The following is a 15,497-nucleotide window of genomic DNA, read 5'->3' as shown; positions in this document are numbered from 1 at the left end:
TGCGCCCCCACCTGGGAGGATGCCCCGAGCCGAATGCCACGGGACTTCCTAGACTGAGTGCATGGAGCAGGGGGTGGCCGAGCCCGTCGGCGAGCGCGCGCGTGCCGACGCGCCCGCCACGAGCGCCCCGCGCGAAGCGCCGCGAGCCCGTCGACGCCGCACCCGGCAGCGCCTCGCGCTGGAGATCACCCTCCTCGCCGTCGTCGGCGTGCTGCTGCTGGGCGCCCTCGGCGCCACCGCCGGCGCGCTGTACGCGCAGTTCTACAGCCCCAGCGCCTTCGTCAGCCGGTATCTCACGATGCTCGGCGAGGGACGCGCCGCCGACGCCCTGGACGTGCCGGGCGTCGCGGTGAGCTCCGCCGACCTCGAGGACGCGGGCCTGCCGTCGACGGCATCCGACGCTCTGCTCCGCCAGGCGGCACTGGCCCAGCTCACCGACATCGCCGTCGTGTCCGAGGAGATGCAGGACGACGTGGCGAAGGTCACGGTGTCGTACCAGGCCGGCGCGTACCCGGGCACCACGACGTTCCGTGTGGAGCGCAACGGCTGGATCGGGGTCGCGCCCGCCTGGCGATTCGCGCAGTCCCCCCTCGCCGTCGTCGACCTCACGGTGCACGGCTCGATGCAGTTCACCGTCAACGGGTTCGAGCTGGACAAGCGTCAGGTGTCCTCCGCGGGCGCGGAGACCGACCCGGCGGCGCCGGTGCCGCTTCTGGTGTTCTCCCCCGGCGTGTACTCGGTGTCGGTGGACACCGCCATGTCGGCGACCCCGGGGGTCGCGGTGCTGTCGGACGCTCCGCAGACCGGCATCCCCATCGAACTGCAGGCGCAGCCGACCGAGGAGTTCATCGGGGTCGTGCAGGAGCGCGTCGATCAGTTCCTGGCCGAGTGCGCCACCCAGCAGGTCCTCCAGCCCGCCGGCTGCCCCTTCGGCTTCACGGTGCGCAACCGCCTCGACGCGCTGCCGGTGTGGTCGATCGCGCAGAGCCCCGTCGTCACACTCGAGCCCGACGGCGCCGGCTGGAAGATCCCCACGACCGAAGCGGTCGCCCACATCGAGGTCGGCATCAAGTCGCTCTTCGACGGCTCGGTGCGCGCCGTCTCCGAGGATGTGCCCTTCCGGTTCACCGGCAGCATCTCGGTGCTCCCCGACGGCACCGCGTCGATCGTCGTCTCCGGCGCGGAGTAGCCCGGCCGCGGACGACGGGATGCCGCGGCGTCAGCGCCCGGCGCGTTCGCGGCGCGCGTCGCGCTCGGCCAGCTGCGCGAGGCGCTCGTTGTACTCGTTGAGTTCCGCCTCGCCGGTGCGGTCGGCCTGACGGTCGCGGCGGCGCTGCATCCGCTCGTCGCTGCGGCTCCACTGGATCGCCACGACGAGCGCGAGGATGAGGGTCGGGATCTCCCCCACCGACCAGGCGACACCGCCGCCGGCGTACTGGTCCTCCAGCGGTGTCGGACCCCACGTGCGCCCCATGGCCCCGAACCACTCCGCCACCATGAGGCCGGACTGCATCATGATCGCGATGCCGAAGAACGCGTGCATCGCCATGACCGCGATGAGGGTCACGAGCCGGAACGGGTAGGGGTACCGGTAGGGCACCGGGTCGGCGCCCACGAGCGACAGGGTGAACAGGTACCCCGCGATGAGGAAGTGCGCGACCATCCACTCGTGGCCGATGTGGTCGTACAGCGACCAGCGGAACAGGTCGGTGTAGTAGAACACCCACAGCGACCCGATGAACATCGCCGCGGCGAACAGCGGGTGGGTGACCACCCGGGAGAACGGGCTGTGCACAGCCCACAGGATCCACTCGCGGCCGCCGCGCGTGCCGTCGTCGCGCTTGCGGATCGCCCGCATGGCGAGGGTGACCGGCGCCCCCGCGACCAGGCACAGCGGAATGGCCATCGACAGCAGCATGTGCCCGACCATGTGCACGCTGAACAGGTAGTCCTGGTAGACGTTGATGGGGCCGCCCGTGACCCACAGCAGCAGCGCGAGTCCCACGAGCCACAGCACGGTGCGGTAGATCGGCCACCGGTCGCCGCGCCGGTGCAGGCGGATGACGCCGGCGAGGTAGAAGAACGCGCCGAAGCCGACCGCGAAGGCCCACAGCAGGTCGATGTCCCACGCGGTGAGCCACCGCTCGACGGTGAACTCCGGCGGCAGCGGCGCGCCCGTGAGGATCTGCGCCGGGGTCAGCGCCGACAGTGAGGTGTCCACCGGCGGGGGCGTGCGCGCCAGTGCCGCCGCGGCGCCGCTGGCGATGCCCATGAAGGCGAGCTCGAGCGCGATGAGGCCCCAGAACCGGCGGGATGCCGCGTCGTCGTCGATGCGGTCGATGAGGCGCACCCGGTACCAGGCGCCGAGGATCCCGAGCGCGACGAGGGCTCCGATCTTCACCAGCAGCACGATGCCGTAGGGCGAGGTGAGCAGCTCGAGCGTGATGCCGCCGGCGACCGCGCGGGCGGTGCCCGAGATCGCGACGACGACGAAGGAGACGAGGGCGAGCGAGGAGTAGCGGCGCAGCACGTCGGTCATCTCGGCCCGGGAGAGCACGGGGCGCACGACCACCAGCAGCACGAGCCCGCCGAGCCAGACGGCGGCGGCGACGATGTGGAGGGCGACCGCCATGACGGCGGCGCTGTGGTTGGCGTCGTCGCCGGAGTGACCTTGCGTGGCCATCGGCACGAGCGCCGCGATCGCGAGGATCGCGACCATCAGCGTCGTGGTCCACGAGCGCACCGCGAAGGTCAGGACCGTCAGCACGGCGCCGGCGATGGTGGTGATCAGCCACGCCCGCCCCAATTCCTGCTCGATGAGGAAGCGGCCGAGCTGCTGCCCGAACTGCGCGTCGGCGCTGGGGGTGGAGCCGAGGGCGTTGAGCACCGTGAAGAACCCCGTGACGCCCGCGGACACGGTGAACACGGCCGCGCCGATGGAGGCGGCATCCAATGCCACATCGAACGCGCGGGACCCGGCACGCAGGGCGTACAGCGCCAGCACGAGGGAGCCGACCATCACGGCGGCGGCGAGGTTGACGGTGAGCTTGGCCATCGGCAGGCCCCAGCGCACCACGGGGCCGGGGTCGCCCAGGCGCAGCGGCGCGGCGCCGCCGGCCACGGCCAGAGCCCACAGCATCACCACGATCGCGGCGACCACGAGGATCGCCGGACCGGCAAGACGCAGAGCTCGGGAGTTCACCACACAAGCCTACGGCGGCCCGCTGCGGGCGGATGCCGCGGCCCGGACACGCGAAAGGGGGATGCCAGCAGTGGCATCCCCCCCCTCGTCACGCAGTGGTTACTTGACCGCAGCCTTCAGCTTCGAGCCGGCGGTGACCTTGACGCGCTTGCCCGCGGCGATCTTGATCTCTTCGCCGGTCTGGGGGTTGCGGCCGGTGCGAGCGGAGGTCGCGACCTGCTCGAAGGCGATCCAGCCCGGGATCGAGACCTTGCTGCCCTTGGCGACGGCCTCGGCGACGGTCGAGAAGAGGGCGTCGAGCACGCCGGAGACGGCGGCCTGGCTCTGACCGGTGGCGCTGGCGATGCTCGCGACGAGCTCGGTCTTGGTGATGGACTTGTCAGCCATGGGGTTGTCCTCCAAGGCGGTGAGTGCCGCCTTCTTGTACTTCGGACCGGAGGCTGCTGCCCCCGGGCTGGTCAGTTCGACCGAGCCCGAATATACCCACGATCCGCGGAATCACGCGGATTTGAGGCCATCCAGGGCCACATTCACCGGCGTGTCGCAGGCTATTGGTGACGGATGTGGCTGCTGAGGCGTCCCAGAGCATGCCGAAAGGCCCGGCACTGCGAGCAGTACCGGGCCTTTCGAAACGATCAGCGACCGAGTGTCACCAGGACGACTTGGTCACCCCGGGCAGCTCGCCACGGTGTGCCATGTCGCGGAAGCGCACACGGGAGATGCCGAACTTTGTGAGGTTTCCGCGGGGGCGACCGTCGATGACGTCGCGCGAGCGCACACGCACCGGCGACGCGTTGCGCGGCAGCTTCTGCAGGCCGAGGCGAGCGGCTTCACGCTGCTCGTCGGTGGACTCCGGCGACACGAGCGCCTTCTTCAGCTCGGCGCGCTTGGCGGCGTAGCGGTCCACGACCACCTTGCGCTGCTCGTTGCGCGCGATCTTGCTCTTCTTAGCCATGGATCAACGCTCCTCTCGGAATTCGACGTGCTTGCGGATCACCGGGTCGTACTTCTTCAGCACGATGCGGTCGGGGTTGTTGCGGCGGTTCTTGCGCGTCACGTAGGTGTACCCCGTGCCGGCAGTCGAACGCAGCTTGATGATCGGACGGACGTCCTGAGCCTTCTTGGCCATCAGAGCTTCACACCCTTCGCGATCATGTCCTTCACAACCGACTCGATGCCACGAGCGTCGATCACCTTGATGCCCTTAGCGGACACGTTCAGGGTGATCTTGCGGCCGAGCGAGGGCACGAAGTACGTCTTCTTCTGCACGTTCGGGTCGAAGCGGCGCTTCGTCCGGCGGTGCGAGTGCGAGATGTTGTGACCGAAGCCGGGAACAGCTCCAGTCACCTGGCACACTGCTGCCATAGTGATGTCTCCTTAGTACCGTGACACCGGACGGTGCCACCCAAGATCCCTTGTCTGCACCCCGTTCACCGGGATCGGTGGCAGGGCGCGAACTGCGTGCTGGAGTGCGCGCAGACGAAGAGTCAGTCTAGCACGGGCGGGCGTGTCGCCTTGACTCGCGGCATCCACCGGCCGTCACCGCCACGGGCGTAGGAGATGGGGCGAGCGGAGGACGGATGCCGGGGCAGATCTCCTCCCTCCGTCACATCTCCTCCCCTCAGCGCACCGGCCCGGCGCCCCGACCCCAGCGGAAGGCCGAGACCGTCGGGTCGCCGGCAATCCAGAACCGCCAGGGGAACGCCGCCGTGCCGGCCTCGCCGGCGACCCCGACGCGCGGGCCGGTCGCGGTTGCGGGCAGCGGGTCGACGGGCAGCAGCAGGTGGGCGACGGCGCCGTGCAGCGGCACTCCGGTGACCGCGTCGATGCCGTCGTGGAGCGGATGCCGCAGGCCCACCGCATCGCCCAGACGCCCGGGACCCCGGGCGAGGTCGCGGTCCACCCGCGCGGCGGGACGGCGGCGGCGCGCGGCATCGAGGCCCTCGATCACCTCACCGGCCCGCAGCAGCACACCGCCGGCCACCCCGTCGGGCCCGCAGACCACGTTGACGCACGAGTGGATGCCGTGACTCAGGTACACGTAGAGGTGCCCGGGCTCGCCCCACATCGTGGCGTTGCGGGGTGTGGGGCCCATGCGCGCGTGCGAGCCGGGGTCGGGCAGAGCGCCCGTGCCACGGCCGTGGTAGGCCTCGACCTCGGTCAGCCGCACCGCGACCGTCTCCCCCGCCGCGCTCACCCGCAGCACCCCGCCGAGCAGGCGCGGCGCGACCTCGAGCGGCAGCGCCGCGAGATCGTCGCGGGTTGCGGGGCGCAGGACCGTCATTGCGGGGGCACCTGGCACCACGAGACGTCGAAGCCGGTCAGGGGCACGACGAGCTCCCCGTCGGCGAGGGTGACGATGTGGGTCTCGAGGGTCTGCGGCAGCGGCACGTCGTACATGTCGTAGGGGTTGGACACCACGTTCGGCGCCACGAGCACCGCCGCGTATCGGCCGCTGGGCGAGACGCACGTCTGCAGCACGGCGTCGGCGCCGCCGGTCTCGAAGACGGCTCTGGCCGTGCCGTCGGGGGCGACGACCTCCACCGAGGTGGCCACGGGGGTCAGGCCGTCGAACCGGGTGACGGTCTGCAGCGTGCCGGCATCCTCGGGCAGCGGCAGCACGAGATTCGGCCGCACGTCGGCCGCCGCGAGGGGCAGGGGGCTCTCGGCGGCGTCGACGAGGTTCACCAGCACCAGGCCGTCGACGCGCTCGATGGCGGCCACCGGTGTCCCCCGCGCGATGCCGTCGATCGCGATCGCGGTGCCGAGCTCGACCGCTCCGGCTCCCGTCGACGCCGACAGCAGCAGACGACTGTCGAAGGTGAGCACGAGCAGCGCGTCGGTGTCGGGGACGAAGCGCCAGTCGGCCACCCGCTGCTCGTCGCCGGCGATCGCCACAGCGACCGGTTCTGCCTCCGGGTCCCGCAGCGACGCGGTGTACAGCACGCTCTCGGCGCCGCCGCCGATGCCGACGTCGTCCGCCGTGTAGGTGTACCCGATCAGGTCGCCCCGGTCGGCGCTCTGCAGGTTCGTCACGCGTCCGTCGCCCGGGAGCCGGAGCTGCGTCGCGGCGGCGCCGTCGAGGTCGGTCACGACCAGGGACGTCTGTTCGTCGTCGTCGAGCACCGAGATGACGAGGCGGCTCGAGGTGGCGCGGAAGTCCTCGATGTGCGGATGCTCGTACACCGGCACGGCGTTCTCGCCGGTCAGGTCGGTGCGGAAGACCGTGTCGCCGTCGGCGGAGCGACGCAGGATGAACAGCTCCAGCGGCGGGGTCTGCAGCGTTTCGACGGCGTCCGCGACCGGGCCTCCCCCGACCGCCTGCAGCCCGTCGACCCGCACGGTGTACTCGGTGTCGTCGTACAGCGGCAGCGTGAAGCGCACGCCGACGCTGCGCCCCGACGTGTCCACGGTGAAGGGGGTCGCCGGGCTGACGGTGACCTGCTCCGGCGCGACCTCCTGCAGTGCGCGGGTGGTGGTGAGGATCAGCCGCGATCCGGACGCCGCGATGGCGGCCTCCGGGTCGAACTGCACGTCGGTGACACGGGGACCCTGCAGGCTCGCGATGGCGGCGCCGCCGAGGCCCGCCAGGAGCAGGATGCCGGCGACGACGGCGAACGCGGTGGCGAAGACGCGGCGCCGGCGGGCACCGCGACGATCGCCGCCGCGGCGCGTGCCCCGGCGCGTGACGTCAGTACTCATACGGGTCTTGCGGCTCGTCGATGGGGGTCACTTCGGTCGCCGCGATCACGAGCGATCCGTCGTCGGCCTGGCGCACCGTGCCGCTGACGGTCACCCACTGCCCCGTCTCGGGGGCATCCCCCACCTGCACGGGCACTCCCGCCGGCTGGGCGTCGATCACGCAGTGGGTGATGACGAGCCTGCTGAGGTCGAAGCCCTGGTCCCCCGGAGTGACGAACCCGGTGAGGGTGACGTGGTCGCCCTCGAACGCGTCGGGATTGGTGGCGGTGGCGAACACCGTCGCCCACTCCCCCACCCCGAAGCTCCCCGTGTCGCCGGTCGTGGCGAGGGCCACGGCATCCGCGCCCTGGAACAGCGGCGGCGTGCCGGAGTCGCGCGACATCGCCAGCTCCGCCGAGAGCGAGGCCGGCGGCAGCACCAGCATCGCCCCGACGACGCCCGTCGCCAGCACCCCGCCGATGACGGTCGCCGCCGTGGCGGCGGAGCGACCGAACCCGGCCGCGACGACCGCGTCCCGGTCTACGGTGGCGTCGTGTTCGGCGCGCACGTCCTGTCGACGACGGTCGGCCCGGGTGCGCGCGCGGGTGCCGGCGGCATCCGTCACCGTCGCCGGGCTCGACGCAGGCGCCTCGCCGTGGTCGTGCCCGTGATCGGCCTCGGCGCCCAGGGGCAGCGCGAAGCTCGCGATCGTGCCGAGGAGGGCGACCACCGCGAACGATGCGGCGAACCACGCCGTGTCGGGGTTGATGTACAGCCCGATCCGCCCGGTGACGCACAGCACCAGGGTCACCGCCGCGACGACGGCGGCCAGCCCCACGCCCAGCCAGCGGGTCGCGAGCGCCTGTCCGCGGGTCAGGTGGTCGGAGTGCACCCGCTGCGGGTGCTGCTCCCGGGTGAGGGTGTCACTAGACAAAGAGGTTCACCGCCGTTCCGAGCGCGAAGGCGAACAGCACCACCACGACGGTCATCCCGACCAGCACGGGGGTGCGGAAGGTCGTGCGCAGCAGCGCCAGCATCTTGACGTCGACGATGGGCCCGACCACCAGGAAGGCCACGATCGAGCCGGGCGTGAAGGTCGAGGCGAACGAGAGCGCGAAGAACGCGTCGACGTTGGAGCAGATCGACACGATCATCGCGAGCGCGATCATGACCGCGATCGACAGCGCCGGGTTCGAGCCGATCGCCACGAGAGCCTCGCGGGGCACGAGCACGTGCACGGCTCCCGCCAGGGCCGACCCGATGACGAGGGCGGGCATGACGGCGCGCAGCTCGACGACGAACTGCGCAAGGCTGCGGCGCCCGCGGCCGTGGGTGTCCAGGGCCACCAGTTCGCATGTGTCGCGGAACCGGTAGGTGACCAGGCCGTCGGGGTCGGGATGCAGGCTGTACAGCCACCCGATGAGGTTGGCGACGAGGTAGCCGCCGACGAGACGGGCGATGAGGATGCCGTCGTCGAAGCCGAACGCCTGGTGGGTGGTGATGATGACGATCGGGTTGACGATGGGCGCGGCGATGAGGAACGTGAGCGTCTCGGGCACGCTGAACCCGCGCATCATGAGTCCGCGCGCGAACGGCACGTTGCCGCACTCGCAGACCGGCACGAGCATGCCGAGCAACGACAGCACGGCCCGCCGGGCCCATGCGCGCCGCGGCATCCACCGTTCGATGACGCCGGGCGGCAGCCACACCTGGATGACGATCGAGAGCACCACGCCCAGCACGACGAACGGGAGCGATTCGATCAGCACGCTGAGGGCGAGGGTCAGCCCGTCCTGCGCGCGGGCGGGCAGCGGCGTGGCGGCCGGGGTGAGCGCGGCGACGACGAGGAGGGCGGCGACCACGAGCGTGCCGATGCCGAGCGCCACCAGCAGGCGCGTGCTGCGCGCCGGTGCCGGTCGCGCGGTGCGCGGCTGGCGCGTCTGGGCACTCGTCACGCGAGCGGTTCCTTCGCGACGGCAACCGGCGTCTCGGCCTGGAGCGCGCTGCAGGCCGCGCACACACCGAAGATGTCGACGATGTGCTCGGCCTGCGTGAAGCCGTGCTGCGCCGCGGTGCGGTGCGCCCACTGCTCGACATCGGTCGCGGCGATCTCCACCGTGCGCCCGCAGTTGCGGCAGATGAGGTGGTGATGGTGCCCGCCGCTGGTGCAGGCGCGGTACAGCGCCTCGCCCTCGGGGCTCTGCAGCTGGTCGGCATCACCGGCGGCGGCCAGGCCCGCGAGCGCCCGGTAGACCGTCGCCAGCCCGATGCCGGTGTTCTCGTCGCGCAGTGTCGCGTGGAGGGTCTGCGCGCTCACGAAGCCGGAGGCGTCGGCGAGGGCGTCTCGCACCCGCTCGCGCTGCCACGTGTTTCGCTGGACCATGGCTCCGATTCTAGGCGGGCGCTGTGCAGAGCCGGCTGAGAGCAGGGAAATCCCGGCTCATCTGGCCGTCACTGCCCGCACCACCCTGCCGCGGCGGCTGCCGACGACCCGGCAGACCAGGTAGATCACGAACGAGATCGTCGTGATGTAAGGGCTCACCGGCAGGGTTCCCATGACCGCCAGCAGGATGCCGCCGACGGCGGATGCCACGCCGAACACGGCCGCCAGCAGCGGCACCGACACCGGACCGGAAGCGACCTTCATGGCCGCGGCGGCCGGGGTCACCAGCAACGCCATCACCAGCAGCGCGCCGATGATGTGCACCGCGACGGCGACGATGAGGCCCAGCAGCAGCATGAACGCGAGCGAGACCGCGGTCGTGGGGACGCCCCGGGCGGCGGCGGCCTGCGGGTCGAGCGAGTCGAAGCGCAGCGGACGCCAGATGAACAGCAGCCCCAGCAGCACGAATGCGCCGATGGCGATGAGCCAGCCGAGCTGGCCGGACTGCACCGAGACGATTTGGCCGGTGAGCAGGCTGAACCGGTTGGCGCTGCGGCCGTCGTACAGGGAGAGGAAGAGAATGCCCAGGCCCAGCCCGAACGGCATGAGCACGCCGATGATCGAGTTGCGGTCGCGGGCACGGGCACCGAGGCCCCCGATGATCGCGGCGGCGACGACCGAGCCGACGATGGAGCCGGTGACGACGTCGACGCCGATCAGCAGCGCCGCGGCGGCGCCGGCGAACGACAGCTCGCTGATGCCGTGCACGGCGAAGGCCATGTCGCGCTGCATGACGAACACGCCGATGAGGCCGCCGACGAGGCCGAGCACGGCGCCGGCCCACACGGAGTTCTGCACGAGGGCGAGGATCGCCCCGTAGTCGGCGACGCCGCCGAACAGCGCGTCGCCGATGTCGGCCCAGTTCATGCGGATGCCTCGTCGTGGTGATGGTGGTGGGAGACCTCGGCGTCGGGGGCGCCGACGACGACGAGCCGCCCGCCCGCGCGCAGCACCGAGACAGGGGCGCCGTAGAGGCCGCTGAGCACCTGGGAGGTGAGCACCTGGTCGGGGGTGCCGAGGGTGAAGCGGCCGCCGGCGATGTAGAGGATACGGTCGACCGCACCGAGCACCGGGTTGATGTCGTGGGTGACCAGCAGCACCGCGGCATCCGTGCGCTTGCGGTACCCGTCGATGAGGGCGACGACGTCCTGCTGATTGGCGAGGTCGAGGCTCGTCAGCGGCTCGTCGCACAGGAGCAGCCGCGGGTCGTCGGCGAGCGCCTGCCCGATGCGCAGACGCTGCTGCTCGCCGCCGGAGAGCAAGCCGACCGGGCGATCGGCGAACGCGCGGGCGCCGACCGCGTCGACGAGCTCCTCCACCCGGGCGCGGTCACCGCGGCGCGGGATCGGGAAGCCGAACCGGTGGCCGTCGATGCCGAGGGCGACGAGGTCACGTCCGCGCAGCGCCGTCTCGGGCGGGAGCGGCCGCTGCTGTGGGATGTAGCCGATCGCCCGGTTGCCCCGGCCGTGCACGGGCCGACCGAGCGCCTCGATACGGCCGGCGCTGAGGGACTCCAGGCCCAGGATCGCGCGCAGCAGCGTCGTCTTACCCGATCCGCTCGGGCCGAGCACGGCCAGCAGCTCACCCGGCTGCACCTCGAGGTCCAGACCCGCCCACAGCTCGCGGTCGTCCCGGCGCAGCGCCGCCCCGGTGATACGCAGCGGCGCGGCGCCGGTGGCGGTGGGGGCGCTCACGAGTCCAGCGCCGCAGCGAGGGCGTGGATGTTGTCCTGCATCCACTCAATGTACGTCGTGCCGTCGGGCAGCGTCTCGGTGAACTCGACCACGGGAACCCCCGCGGCCTCGGCGGCATCGATGGTCTGGGTCGTCTCGGCTCCGCCGGTCTGGGCGTTGGCGATGAGCACCGCGACCTCACCGGAGTCGATGATCGCCAGCGCCTCCAGCAGGGTGGCCGGCGCGACGTCCTGCCCCTCCTCGACGGCTTCGCTGAAGGCGGCCGGGGTGCGGTCGACGAGCCCGGCCGCGGCGACGAGGTACACCGGCACGGGTTCGGTCACGAACGCCCCCTCACCGGCGTGCGCGGCGGCGATGGCGGTCAGTTCGGACTCCAGGCCGGCGATTCCGGACTCGAACTCGGCGAGGTTCGCCTCGAACTGCGCGGCATCCTCCGGTCGCAGCTCGGTCAGATCGGCCGCGATGGCCTCGGCGAGGTGGGTCATGGCGTGCGGGTCGTACCAGACGTGCTCGTTGAAGCCCTCGACGTGCTCGTGGCCGACGTGGTCGTGATCGTGGTCACCCGTCGCCTCCGCCTCGTCATGCCCGGCGTTCTCGGGCCAGTCGTGCGAGAACTCCGCGGCCGTGATCACCGGCGCCGCCGACCCGCTCGCCTCGATCAGTGCGTCGAGGAAGGAGTCGTAGCCGCCACCGTTCTCGATGATGAGGTCGGCGCGCTGCACCGCCAGCTGGTCGCGCGCGCTCGCCTCGTAGGAGTGCGGGTCCTGCGACAGCGACGAGACGATCGAGGTGACCGACACGGCGTCGCCGCCGATCTCCTCGGCGATCTGGCCGTAGACGCTCGTCGAGGCGACCACCTGCAGGGTGTCGTCGTCGGGCGCGGTGGCCCCGCCGGCGCATCCGGCGAGCGCGAGGACGGATGCCGCGGCGAGCGCGACGACGATGAGGCTCTTGCGTGTCATGGGTCCAGTGTAGCCGCTATTGATAATCGTTCTCACCCTGCGCGGTGACGGGCGTAGGAGATGGGGCGAGCGCAGGACGGATGCCACAGGGAACGTCCTAGCTCCGTCACAATTCCTTCTTCCGTGACGCCTAACGCGCGGCTCGGGCCTGCCGATAGGAAGATTCAGAGGTCCACGGACGGACTTCGGAGCCCAGGACGGGCTCCAGCTTCACCCCAACTCACGGAGGAACATCATGGGAATGCAGATCGCCACCAACGTGTCGGCACTGAACGCGTACCGCAACCTGTCGGCCACGCAGAACGACCTGTCCAAGTCGCTGGAGAAGCTCTCGAGCGGCCTGCGCATCAACCGCGCTGCAGACGACGCCGCCGGCCTCGCGATCTCCGAGGGACTGAAGTCCCAGGTCAACGGCCTCAACGTCGCCCAGCGCAACGCCCAGGACGGCATCTCGGTCATCCAGACCGCAGAAGGCGCCCTGACGGAGGTGCACTCCATCCTCCAGCGCGTGCGTGACCTCGCTGTTCAGGCCGGTAACGACTCGAACAACACCGCATCCCGCGGCGCGATCAAGACCGAGATCAACGACCTGGCCAGCGAGCTGACCCGTGTCGCTGCCAGCACGAACTTCAACGGCATCAAGCTGCTCACGGGCGCGGCCAACACCCTGACCTTCCAGGTCGGCGCGGGCGCGATTGCCGCCGAAGACCAGATCTCGATCAACCTGACGGACTTCGGGACGCTGGGCGCCACGGTCGGTGCACTGACCGTGGACACCGCCGCCAACGCAGCGGCGACCATCACCGCGATCGACACCCAGATCACGGCGGTCTCCACCGCTCGCGCCAGCTACGGTGCGCTCCAGAACCGGTTCGAGTCGACCATCAACAGCCTCGCCGTCTCGGCCGAGAACCTGTCGGCCGCCAAGAGCCGCATCACCGACACCGACATGGCGTCGGAGATGGTCAAGTACACCGCGTCGAACATCCTGTCGCAGGCGGGCACCGCCATGCTCGCGCAGGCCAACCAGTCGGGTCAGGGCGTGCTGCAGCTGCTGCGCTGATCCCACTCGACAGGGAGGAGCCCCGCGCCGAGTGGCTCGGGGCTCTTCCTCGTCCGGGGGGACGCCGACACATCACAACCAGGAGCACAGATGACGTCCCTCACGCACCTCACCCCCCGCCTGCGCTACCTCGCAGGACGTGCGCGGCGCGTCGACGTCCTATCCCTGCTGCGCCGCGCGCGCGCCGCCGCCGCCCGCCACGGCCGGTGGGCGCCCGCGATCATCGTCGACATGCTGTGGCAGGCCTGCTTCCACGGCGTGGGGTTCCAGGACTACATCGACTACGACTTCGCGATCCTCACCCCGGCCGAACGCGCCACCTACATCACCAATCCGGTGGCCACGCAGTTCTCGCTCATCTTCGATGACCCGGCCTACCGTCACGTCTTCCACGACAAGGTCGCCTTCAACCGCGCATTCGCCGAGCACCTGCACCGCGGTTGGATGGTCGTCGACCAAGACAATGCCGAGAGCCTGCGCGTCTTCACGCAGAGCCACGGCACGATCGTCACCAAGGAGCCGCTCAGTCACCAGGGCAGGGGCGTGCGCCGCTACCACGCCGCGGACATCGGCGACTGGGGGGCGTTCCACCGCGGCCTGCTCGAGCGCGGCGAGACCCTCGTCGAGGAGCTCATCCGTCAGCACGACGACCTCGCGGCGGTGTGCGCCGGCACGGTCAACACGACGCGCGTGACGGCCTTCTTCGACGGCGAGACCACCCACATCCTCACGATGGCGCAGAAGTTCGGCCGCGGCGCGGTGAGCGACCAGAACGCGTTCGGCGGCTTCTACGTCATGCTCGACGACGCCGGGCGCGCCACCGGAGCCGGCTACGACTCCCGCGGCGAGGTGTACGAGACGCACCCCGACAGCGGCATCCGCATCGCCGACTTCCAGCTCCCCCTTTTCGACGAGGTCATCGCGTTCGTCGACCGCCTCGCGCGCGTCGTCCCGCAGGTGCGGTACGTCGGGTGGGACATCGCGGTGGGCCCCGAGGGACCCGTGCTGGTCGAAGGCAACTGGGCGGCAGGCGTCTACGAGAACAAGCCGACTGCCACCGGCATCCGCACCGGTCACCTGTCGCGCTACGTCACCGCGATGAGCGCGGTGACCCACCCGCTCACCGCGGAGCGGCAGCGCGAACTGGTCGCCGCGTAGGGGGCCCCGGCCAGGCCTCGGCCTGCCGAGTCCGCGTCGTCTTAGCCCAGGATCGCCCGCACGGGCAGATCCTGACCCTCGAGGATCACCTGCGCCGCCCCGCCGGTGCGCCGGTTCATCACCACGGGCGCCAGCAGGTTGACCCCGACGCCGTGCTCGGTGACCCGCGCGACGACGAACAGCTGCGCCTCGTCGGCCGATTCCAGGCCCAGCTGCGCGGCCTGATCGTCCGAGAGCACCGGCTCGTAGTCGGGCACGATGCCACCCGGGTCGACGAGGAACAGCCGCACCTCGGCGTCGTCGACGGCACGCAGCGAGAACAGGCCGTCCGAATCCGAGACCGGCTCGAGCACGAACGAGGTGTGCGGGTCGAGCCCGGGAGGCGGGGAGACGAACTGCAGCGCAGCGCTCATGAGAGGAACTCCATCAGGGTCGGCTGCAGCACGCGGCCGGTCACGGCGAGCGCGGACTGGTACACCAGCTCCTGGGCTCGGAGCTTCACGAGCACCTCCACCGAGTCGACGTCCTCCACGGCGGCCCGGCGCGCTTCGAGCGACACGGTGGCGTCCAGGGTCGCCTCCTTCGCGCGCTCGATCGTCGCCTGGCGGGCGCCCACGGAGCCCTGCACGCCGAGCATGTTGTTCAGGTGGGTGTCGATCTCGCCGATGCGGGGACCGGCGTTGACCCCCGCGCGCAGGTCGCCCACGATCGAGTCGACCAGAGCGAACACGGAGCCGGCACCCACGCCGAAGACGGCGGCGCCGTCGGCATCCACCCGCACGGTCTGACCCTCGGAGAGCCTGCGGTGCACCTCGGCTCCGGGCGAGCCGCTGAAGGAGTAGTCCGCGGCGAAGGCGGCGGTGTCGGAGGTGCCGGCGAAGACGGAGCGACCCAGCAGGCTCGTGTTGGCCTGAGCGAGCAGCTCCTTGCCGAGCCCTTCGAGCTCGACCGCGATGGCCTCGCGCGCCGTGGGGTCCAGGGCCCCCGAGTTGGCGCCCTGGACGGTGAGGTCGCGGATGCGTCCCAGGAGCGACGTGGAAGCCGAGATCGCGGTGTCCACGGTCGTCACCCACGCCAGGCCGTCGGTGATGTTGCGCCCGTACTGCGCCGTGCGCGCCTGGGCGGCGTGCAGATCCGCAGCGGCCGAAGCCGCGGCGGGGTCGTCGGAGGGGGCGGCGAACGCGCGCTGCGAGGTGGCCTGCGCCTGCAGCCGCGCAAGGTCGGTCAGGCCGGTCTGCAGATTGTGCAGAGCGGTCTGCGTCAACGACTGCGACGTCACACGAGAGATCATGCT

The 15,497-nt window shown here is 71.1% G+C and carries 18 protein-coding genes; 3 read left to right on the top strand and 15 right to left on the bottom strand.

The annotated features are described in order from the left end of the window. Positions 1 to 61 precede the first annotated feature (61 nt). The gene (locus ACFVR6_RS00995; RefSeq protein ID WP_386957953.1) at positions 62 to 1,189 is read left to right on the top strand and encodes a hypothetical protein; all 1,128 of its coding nucleotides are present in this window, start codon (positions 62 to 64) and stop codon (positions 1,187 to 1,189) included. Between the two features lie 30 nt (positions 1,190 to 1,219). On the opposite strand, the gene ACFVR6_RS00990 is transcribed toward ACFVR6_RS00995, so the two are convergent. From ACFVR6_RS00990 to ACFVR6_RS00930, 13 genes are all read right to left on the bottom strand, one after another. After that, positions 1,220 to 3,202 (bottom strand): cytochrome c oxidase assembly protein, encoded by a 1,983-nt coding sequence (locus ACFVR6_RS00990; RefSeq protein ID WP_386957951.1) that lies wholly within the window; start codon positions 3,200 to 3,202, stop codon positions 1,220 to 1,222. Between the two features lie 99 nt (positions 3,203 to 3,301). After that, a complete protein-coding gene (locus tag ACFVR6_RS00985; protein WP_257507304.1) occupies positions 3,302 to 3,589 on the bottom strand; it encodes an HU family DNA-binding protein in 288 nt (95 codons plus the stop codon). A gap of 262 nt (positions 3,590 to 3,851) precedes the next feature. Next, positions 3,852 to 4,157, bottom strand: coding sequence for a 30S ribosomal protein S14 (rpsN, locus tag ACFVR6_RS00980; protein WP_386957949.1), 306 nt, complete (start codon positions 4,155 to 4,157; stop codon positions 3,852 to 3,854). Between the two features lie 3 nt (positions 4,158 to 4,160). Beyond that, positions 4,161 to 4,331, bottom strand: coding sequence for a 50S ribosomal protein L33 (gene rpmG, locus ACFVR6_RS00975; RefSeq protein ID WP_005051772.1), 171 nt, complete (start codon positions 4,329 to 4,331; stop codon positions 4,161 to 4,163). Continuing rightward, positions 4,331 to 4,567: a 50S ribosomal protein L28 gene (gene rpmB, locus ACFVR6_RS00970; protein WP_386957945.1), complete on the bottom strand. Its 237-nt coding sequence runs from the start codon at positions 4,565 to 4,567 to the stop codon at positions 4,331 to 4,333. The genes rpmG and rpmB overlap by 1 nt, the downstream gene beginning before the upstream one ends. Positions 4,568 to 4,823: 256 nt before the next feature. Continuing rightward, complete coding sequence (locus tag ACFVR6_RS00965) at positions 4,824 to 5,486, bottom strand: DNA-3-methyladenine glycosylase (RefSeq protein ID WP_386957943.1); 663 nt, start codon at positions 5,484 to 5,486, stop codon at positions 4,824 to 4,826. Next, positions 5,483 to 6,904, bottom strand: coding sequence for a hypothetical protein (locus tag ACFVR6_RS00960; RefSeq protein WP_386957941.1), 1,422 nt, complete (start codon positions 6,902 to 6,904; stop codon positions 5,483 to 5,485). Before ACFVR6_RS00960 ends, ACFVR6_RS00965 begins: the two co-directional genes overlap by 4 nt. Next, on the bottom strand, positions 6,894 to 7,760 hold the full coding sequence (locus ACFVR6_RS00955) for a TIGR03943 family putative permease subunit (protein WP_386958807.1): 867 nt from the start codon (positions 7,758 to 7,760) through the stop codon (positions 6,894 to 6,896). Before ACFVR6_RS00955 ends, ACFVR6_RS00960 begins: the two co-directional genes overlap by 11 nt. A gap of 49 nt (positions 7,761 to 7,809) precedes the next feature. After that, positions 7,810 to 8,838, bottom strand: coding sequence for a permease (locus ACFVR6_RS00950; RefSeq protein ID WP_386957940.1), 1,029 nt, complete (start codon positions 8,836 to 8,838; stop codon positions 7,810 to 7,812). Next, entirely contained in the window at positions 8,835 to 9,266 is a 432-nt protein-coding gene (locus ACFVR6_RS00945) for a Fur family transcriptional regulator (protein ID WP_386957938.1), read from the bottom strand. Before ACFVR6_RS00945 ends, ACFVR6_RS00950 begins: the two co-directional genes overlap by 4 nt. Before the next feature lie 57 nt (positions 9,267 to 9,323). Beyond that, on the bottom strand, positions 9,324 to 10,193 hold the full coding sequence (locus tag ACFVR6_RS00940) for a metal ABC transporter permease (protein WP_386957937.1): 870 nt from the start codon (positions 10,191 to 10,193) through the stop codon (positions 9,324 to 9,326). Further along, positions 10,190 to 11,020: a metal ABC transporter ATP-binding protein gene (locus tag ACFVR6_RS00935; protein ID WP_386957935.1), complete on the bottom strand. Its 831-nt coding sequence runs from the start codon at positions 11,018 to 11,020 to the stop codon at positions 10,190 to 10,192. Before ACFVR6_RS00935 ends, ACFVR6_RS00940 begins: the two co-directional genes overlap by 4 nt. Next, complete coding sequence (locus tag ACFVR6_RS00930; protein WP_386957933.1) at positions 11,017 to 11,982, bottom strand: metal ABC transporter solute-binding protein, Zn/Mn family; 966 nt, start codon at positions 11,980 to 11,982, stop codon at positions 11,017 to 11,019. The genes ACFVR6_RS00935 and ACFVR6_RS00930 overlap by 4 nt, the downstream gene beginning before the upstream one ends. 235 nt (positions 11,983 to 12,217) lie before the next feature. On the opposite strand from ACFVR6_RS00930, the gene ACFVR6_RS00925 reads away from it, so the two are divergent. Then, entirely contained in the window at positions 12,218 to 13,045 is an 828-nt protein-coding gene (locus tag ACFVR6_RS00925; protein ID WP_386957931.1) for a flagellin N-terminal helical domain-containing protein, read from the top strand. Positions 13,046 to 13,135: 90 nt separating this feature from the next. After that, positions 13,136 to 14,203: a sugar-transfer associated ATP-grasp domain-containing protein gene (locus ACFVR6_RS00920; RefSeq protein ID WP_386957929.1), complete on the top strand. Its 1,068-nt coding sequence runs from the start codon at positions 13,136 to 13,138 to the stop codon at positions 14,201 to 14,203. A 41-nt stretch (positions 14,204 to 14,244) separates the two neighbouring features. Here the strand turns inward: ACFVR6_RS00920 and fliW are convergent, their stop codons facing one another. Together fliW and flgL are read right to left on the bottom strand one after the other, a co-directional pair. Then, positions 14,245 to 14,616, bottom strand: coding sequence for a flagellar assembly protein FliW (gene fliW, locus ACFVR6_RS00915; protein ID WP_386957927.1), 372 nt, complete (start codon positions 14,614 to 14,616; stop codon positions 14,245 to 14,247). After that, entirely contained in the window at positions 14,613 to 15,494 is an 882-nt protein-coding gene (gene flgL, locus ACFVR6_RS00910; RefSeq protein ID WP_386957925.1) for a flagellar hook-associated protein FlgL, read from the bottom strand. Before flgL ends, fliW begins: the two co-directional genes overlap by 4 nt. Between the last annotated feature and the right edge of the window lie 3 nt (positions 15,495 to 15,497).

Origin of the sequence: Microbacterium sp. NPDC058021 (assembly GCF_042885955.1) — a bacterium.
Taxonomy (GTDB): Bacteria; Actinomycetota; Actinomycetes; order Actinomycetales; family Microbacteriaceae; genus Microbacterium.
Note: the sequence above shows the minus strand (reverse complement) of the source record. Positions and strands in the feature narration are given on the sequence as shown.